Source organism: Blastococcus sp. CT_GayMR20 (assembly GCF_004570345.1).
The window spans coordinates 1-5,490 of the sequence record NZ_SPQM01000221.1 but is presented as its reverse complement, the minus strand read 5'-3'; the positions used below and the strand labels follow the sequence as shown (position 1 = coordinate 5,490).

The 5,490-nt window shown below is 74.0% G+C and carries 7 protein-coding genes and 1 pseudogene; 4 read left to right on the top strand and 4 right to left on the bottom strand.

Annotated features, from left to right (window positions below; all coding sequences use genetic code 11):
* Positions 1-493: 493 nt before the first annotated feature.
* A complete protein-coding gene (locus tag E4P40_RS25925) occupies positions 494-982 on the top strand; it encodes an ester cyclase (protein WP_245160596.1) in 489 nt (162 codons plus the stop codon).
* 4 nt (positions 983-986) lie between these two features.
* On the opposite strand, the gene E4P40_RS25920 is transcribed toward E4P40_RS25925, so the two are convergent.
* Genes E4P40_RS25920 through E4P40_RS25910 form a run of 3 tightly spaced genes read right to left on the bottom strand, consistent with a single transcriptional unit; the run spans position 987 to position 2,690 of the window.
* Complete coding sequence (locus E4P40_RS25920) at positions 987-1,988, bottom strand: NAD(P)H-dependent glycerol-3-phosphate dehydrogenase (protein ID WP_135161195.1); 1,002 nt, start codon at positions 1,986-1,988, stop codon at positions 987-989.
* A gap of 57 nt (positions 1,989-2,045) precedes the next feature.
* Positions 2,046-2,276, bottom strand: coding sequence for a hypothetical protein (locus E4P40_RS25915; RefSeq protein WP_135161196.1), 231 nt, complete (start codon positions 2,274-2,276; stop codon positions 2,046-2,048).
* 39 nt (positions 2,277-2,315) lie between these two features.
* Positions 2,316-2,690 (bottom strand): zinc-binding dehydrogenase, encoded by a 375-nt coding sequence (locus E4P40_RS25910; protein ID WP_135161198.1) that lies wholly within the window; start codon positions 2,688-2,690, stop codon positions 2,316-2,318.
* Between the two features lie 14 nt (positions 2,691-2,704).
* On the opposite strand from E4P40_RS25910, the pseudogene E4P40_RS25905 reads away from it, so the two are divergent.
* The 3 genes and pseudogenes from E4P40_RS25905 to E4P40_RS25895 form a co-directional block, all read left to right on the top strand.
* A pseudogene (locus E4P40_RS25905) lies at positions 2,705-3,175 on the top strand (zinc-binding dehydrogenase); the annotation flags it as partial.
* 39 nt (positions 3,176-3,214) lie between these two features.
* On the top strand, positions 3,215-3,445 hold the full coding sequence (locus E4P40_RS25900; RefSeq protein ID WP_135161196.1) for a hypothetical protein: 231 nt from the start codon (positions 3,215-3,217) through the stop codon (positions 3,443-3,445).
* A 57-nt stretch (positions 3,446-3,502) separates the two neighbouring features.
* On the top strand, positions 3,503-4,504 hold the full coding sequence (locus tag E4P40_RS25895) for an NAD(P)H-dependent glycerol-3-phosphate dehydrogenase (RefSeq protein ID WP_135161195.1): 1,002 nt from the start codon (positions 3,503-3,505) through the stop codon (positions 4,502-4,504).
* A 4-nt stretch (positions 4,505-4,508) separates the two neighbouring features.
* Here E4P40_RS25895 and E4P40_RS25890 read toward each other — a convergent pair whose 3' ends face one another.
* Positions 4,509-4,997, bottom strand: coding sequence for an ester cyclase (locus E4P40_RS25890; protein ID WP_245160596.1), 489 nt, complete (start codon positions 4,995-4,997; stop codon positions 4,509-4,511).
* Between the last annotated feature and the right edge of the window lie 493 nt (positions 4,998-5,490).

Genomic DNA, 5,490 nt, shown 5'->3' with positions numbered 1-5,490 from the left:
GGCGCTCATTTCACTGCCCTTCACGTCTCCGGTTCGAGTCACGGAACGCTACGGCTCCGTTACCGCGGATGCTCCGGATGCCAGACCTGGGTCACTCGGAGGGGAGAGGTGGCCGCCCGTGCCGGTGGGGAGCGGGCGGGCCGGCGGCTCTGCGGAACGTCCCTCGGGCGGGTGAGGGTCCGGGGGCACGGGGATCCACTCGCCGCCGGACCGCGGCACCCTTGTCCCATGGCGCCCGCGACGACACCGCCGCCCGGCAGCATGACCGTTCCGCCGCTGTTCGGCTGGGAGGGGATCCTGACCGTGGTGACGATCCTGCTGATCGTGGCCGTCAGCTACCTCCTGGTCCTGGCGTCCCGGAGCTCGAAGGACAGCAGGTCGGAATGGCAGGCGTTCCTGGACGCGCGGTCGAGCCGGCCGGCGACGGATCCTTCCACCGGGCCGGCAGGATCGACCCGGCCCTCCTCGACGGACGTCGGCCTGCCTCCGCCTGATGACGCCCTCGCTCCTGGTAGCCGGGGCCGCCGAGGACGAGCATGAGGCGATGGCCTTCGACGTCGAGCGTCTGCTGGAGCTGTGGACCGACCCGGTGCCCGCGGACGACGCGGTCGCTGCCGAGGGCTTCGCGCGGCTGTACACCGATCCGGTCGTCGTCAACGGCGTCCCGCTGACCGCAGCCGACCTGGTCGCGCGTGCCCGGGCGATGCAGGATGCACTCGAACGGCCCGAGCGCGAGGTGCTGGGCGTGGTCGACGCCGGCGACTCGGTCGCCCTGGCCTTCCGGCTGGCCGGCCGGCAGGTGGGCCCGCTGGAGACGTCGGCCGGGCGCGTGCCGCCCACGGGTCGATGGCTCGACATCCGGATCATCGACGTCCTGACGCTGACCGACGGGCGGATCAGCGGCATCTGGATGGTGGCCGACTGGCTGGCCGCGCTCGCCGCCGCCGGCGCGGTGCACCTGCCCGACCGCCTCGAGCAGTGACCGTTCAGCCCGGCTCGGACTCGTGGCCGGCCGGCACGGCCCGGGTGAGCCCCCGGTAGGCGTCGGCGGCGCGGATCCGGCCGCTGACGACGTCGTGGATGGTCCGGGCGATCGGGAGGTCGACCCCGTGCTGCTCGGCCAGCTCGACCACGGTGGACGCAGTCCTCACGCCCTCGGCCACCATGCGCATGCCGCCCAGTACCTCCTCGAGCGAGTGGCCGAGCCCGAGCTGCTCGCCCACGTGGCGGTTGCGGCTGTGCGGGCTCATGCAGGTCGCGACGAGGTCGCCCATGCCGGCCAGCCCGGCCAGGGTGGTCGCCTCACCGCCCATGGCCACGGCCAGCGTGGTGAGCTCGGCGAGACCGCGGGACATCACCGCGGCCCGCGTGTTGTCACCCACCCCCAGGCCCTGCGCCATGCCCGTCGCGATCGCGATGACGTTCTTCAGTGCGCCGCCGACCTCGCAGCCGACGACGTCGTGGTGCGTGTAGACCCGGAAGACCCCGCGGGACACCTCGCGCTGCAGCGCCGTGGCCACGCTGAGGTCCTCCGTGGCGATCACGCTGGCCGCCGCCTGTCCGGCCAGGATCTCCCGCGCCAGGTTGGGACCGGTGAGCGCCGCCGCCGGGCGCCCGGGCAGCACCTCCTTGATGACCTCCGTCATGCGCAGGTGGGTGCCGCGCTCGAGCCCCTTGCCGAGGCTGACCACCGGGATCCACGGCGCCAGGTACGGCTGGGCCAGTTGGAGCGTCTCCCGGAACGCCCCCGTCGGCACACCGACGACGAGCAGTTCCGCGTGCCCCGACGCCTCCTCGAGGTCCGACGTCGCCCGCAGCCGGGCGGGCAGCCGCGCGCCGGGCAGATAGGCCTCGTTGCTGCGCTGCTGGTTCACCTCCGTGGCCACGTCCGGATTGCGCGCCCAGAGCAGCACCTCGTGGTCGCGCCGGCACATCAGTGCGGCGACCGTCGTGCCCCATGAGCCGGCCCCGAGCACGGTCACCCTCATCGACGTCCTCCTGACGTTCGTGATCACCAGCCCGGACAGGCTGGGCGCGGACGGGCCTCAGGACCAGTGCAGGCGTCGATCGGAGCGCCGTCGCCGCAGCGCGGCGAGCACCACGCCCAGCAGCAGGAGCGCTCCGGTGAGCCAGCCGGCGGGCTCGGCGCCGTCCGCGAGCGACGTCCCGAGCGCGTCGTCGAGGAGGCCCCCGGCCCAGGACCACAGCGCGTGCCCGGCGACGTAGCCGAGCACCACGACGAGCAGGGCCGGGACGGCGAACACGAGCAGGAACACGACGTGGTCTTCGACCGGGACCCACCCGCTGGATGCGCGTCAGCGGATCTCGACCACGACCTTGCCCAGCGCCCGACCCTCCCCGACGTGCGCCAGGGCCTCGGCGACGCCGTCGAGGGCGTACGTGCGGTCGACGGGGATCGTCACCTCGCCGGCGACGCACAGATCGGCGAGCCGGGTGAACGACGCCGGCCCCTGCCGTACGACCAGGACGCCCATCCGGCGCCCCGTGACCCGGGCGGCCACGCTGCCCACCGTCACCACGCGGAGGAGGGCTCGCGCGGTCCCACCCGCGCAGCGGTACCGCCCGCCACGGGCGAGCGCGCGCCGGTAGGCGAACACCGACCGGTGGGCGACCAGGTCGAGAACGAGGTCGTACCGCCCCCGGCGGGTGAAGTCCTCCCGGCGGTGGATCGGGGTCGTTCGCCGTCCAGCTGGCCAAGCGGCTCGGCGCGCACGTGACCGGGGTCGACAACGGTCGCAAGCTCGACTTCATGCGCTCGCTCGGCGCCGACGACGTCCTCGACCACCGCCGGGAGGACTTCACCCGCCGGGGGCGGTACGACCTCGTTCTCGACCTGGTCGCCCACCGGTCGGTGTTCGCCTACCGGCGCGCGCTCGCCCGTGGCGGGCGGTACCGCTGCGCGGGTGGGACCGCGCGAGCCCTCCTCCGCGTGGTGACGGTGGGCAGCGTGGCCGCCCGGGTCACGGGGCGCCGGATGGGCGTCCTGGTCGTACGGCAGGGGCCGGCGTCGTTCACCCGGCTCGCCGATCTGTGCGTCGCCGGCGAGGTGACGATCCCCGTCGACCGCACGTACGCCCTCGACGGCGTCGCCGAGGCCCTGGCGCACGTCGGGGAGGGTCGGGCGCTGGGCAAGGTCGTGGTCGAGATCCGCTGACGCGCATCCAGCGGGTGGGTCCCGGTCGAAGACCACGTCGTGTTCCTGCTCGTGTTCGCCGTCCCGGCCCTGCTCGTCGTGGTGCTCGGCTACGTCGCCGGGCACGCGCTGTGGTCCTGGGCCGGGGGCCTCCTCGACGACGCGCTCGGGACGTCGCTCGCGGACGGCGCCGAGCCCGCCGGCTGGCTCACCGGAGCGCTCCTGCTGCTGGGCGTGGTGCTCGCCGCGCTGCGGCGACGGCGCTCCGATCGACGCCTGCACTGGTCCTGAGGCCCGTCCGCGCCCAGCCTGTCCGGGCTGGTGATCACGAACGTCAGGAGGACGTCGATGAGGGTGACCGTGCTCGGGGCCGGCTCATGGGGCACGACGGTCGCCGCACTGATGTGCCGGCGCGACCACGAGGTGCTGCTCTGGGCGCGCAATCCGGACGTGGCCACGGAGGTGAACCAGCAGCGCAGCAACGAGGCCTATCTGCCCGGCGCGCGGCTGCCCGCCCGGCTGCGGGCGACGTCGGACCTCGAGGAGGCGTCGGGGCACGCGGAACTGCTCGTCGTCGGTGTGCCGACGGGGGCGTTCCGGGAGACGCTCCAACTGGCCCAGCCGTACCTGGCGCCGTGGATCCCGGTGGTCAGCCTCGGCAAGGGGCTCGAGCGCGGCACCCACCTGCGCATGACGGAGGTCATCAAGGAGGTGCTGCCCGGGCGCCCGGCGGCGGCGCTCACCGGTCCCAACCTGGCGCGGGAGATCCTGGCCGGACAGGCGGCGGCCAGCGTGATCGCCACGGAGGACCTCAGCGTGGCCACGGCGCTGCAGCGCGAGGTGTCCCGCGGGGTCTTCCGGGTCTACACGCACCACGACGTCGTCGGCTGCGAGGTCGGCGGCGCACTGAAGAACGTCATCGCGATCGCGACGGGCATGGCGCAGGGCCTGGGGGTGGGTGACAACACGCGGGCCGCGGTGATGTCCCGCGGTCTCGCCGAGCTCACCACGCTGGCCGTGGCCATGGGCGGTGAGGCGACCACCCTGGCCGGGCTGGCCGGCATGGGCGACCTCGTCGCGACCTGCATGAGCCCGCACAGCCGCAACCGCCACGTGGGCGAGCAGCTCGGGCTCGGCCACTCGCTCGAGGAGGTACTGGGCGGCATGCGCATGGTGGCCGAGGGCGTGAGGACTGCGTCCACCGTGGTCGAGCTGGCCGAGCAGCACGGGGTCGACCTCCCGATCGCCCGGACCATCCACGACGTCGTCAGCGGCCGGATCCGCGCCGCCGACGCCTACCGGGGGCTCACCCGGGCCGTGCCGGCCGGCCACGAGTCCGAGCCGGGCTGAACGGTCACTGCTCGAGGCGGTCGGGCAGGTGCACCGCGCCGGCGGCGGCGAGCGCGGCCAGCCAGTCGGCCACCATCCAGATGCCGCTGATCCGCCCGTCGGTCAGCGTCAGGACGTCGATGATCCGGATGTCGAGCCATCGACCCGTGGGCGGCACGCGCCCGGCCGACGTCTCCAGCGGGCCCACCTGCCGGCCGGCCAGCCGGAAGGCCAGGGCGACCGAGTCGCCGGCGTCGACCACGCCCAGCACCTCGCGCTCGGGCCGTTCGAGTGCATCCTGCATCGCCCGGGCACGCGCGACCAGGTCGGCTGCGGTCAGCGGGACGCCGTTGACGACGACCGGATCGGTGTACAGCCGCGCGAAGCCCTCGGCAGCGACCGCGTCGTCCGCGGGCACCGGGTCGGTCCACAGCTCCAGCAGACGCTCGACGTCGAAGGCCATCGCCTCATGCTCGTCCTCGGCGGCCCCGGCTACCAGGAGCGAGGGCGTCATCAGGCGGAGGCAGGCCGACGTCCGTCGAGGAGGGCCGGGTCGATCCTGCCGGCCCGGTGGAAGGATCCGTCGCCGGCCGGCTCGACCGCGCGTCCAGGAACGCCTGCCATTCCGACCTGCTGTCCTTCGAGCTCCGGGACGCCAGGACCAGGAGGTAGCTGACGGCCACGATCAGCAGGATCGTCACCACGGTCAGGATCCCCTCCCAGCCGAACAGCGGCGGAACGGTCATGCTGCCGGGCGGCGGTGTCGTCGCGGGCGCCATGGGACAAGGGTGCCGCGGTCCGGCGGCGAGTGGATCCCCGTGCCCCCGGACCCTCACCCGCCCGAGGGACGTTCCGCAGAGCCGCCGGCCCGCCCGCTCCCCACCGGCACGGGCGGCCACCTCTCCCCTCCGAGTGACCCAGGTCTGGCATCCGGAGCATCCGCGGTAACGGAGCCGTAGCGTTCCGTGACTCGAACCGGAGACGTGAAGGGCAGTGAAATGAGCGCC

Coding starts and splice junctions, on each gene's coding strand:
- E4P40_RS25925 (WP_245160596.1), top strand. CDS start 494: ATGACGCCCTCGCTCCTGGTAGCCGGGGCCGCCGAGGACGAGCATGAG.
- E4P40_RS25890 (WP_245160596.1), bottom strand. CDS start 4,997: ATGACGCCCTCGCTCCTGGTAGCCGGGGCCGCCGAGGACGAGCATGAG.
- E4P40_RS25920 (WP_135161195.1), bottom strand. CDS start 1,988: ATGAGGGTGACCGTGCTCGGGGCCGGCTCATGGGGCACGACGGTCGCC.
- E4P40_RS25895 (WP_135161195.1), top strand. CDS start 3,503: ATGAGGGTGACCGTGCTCGGGGCCGGCTCATGGGGCACGACGGTCGCC.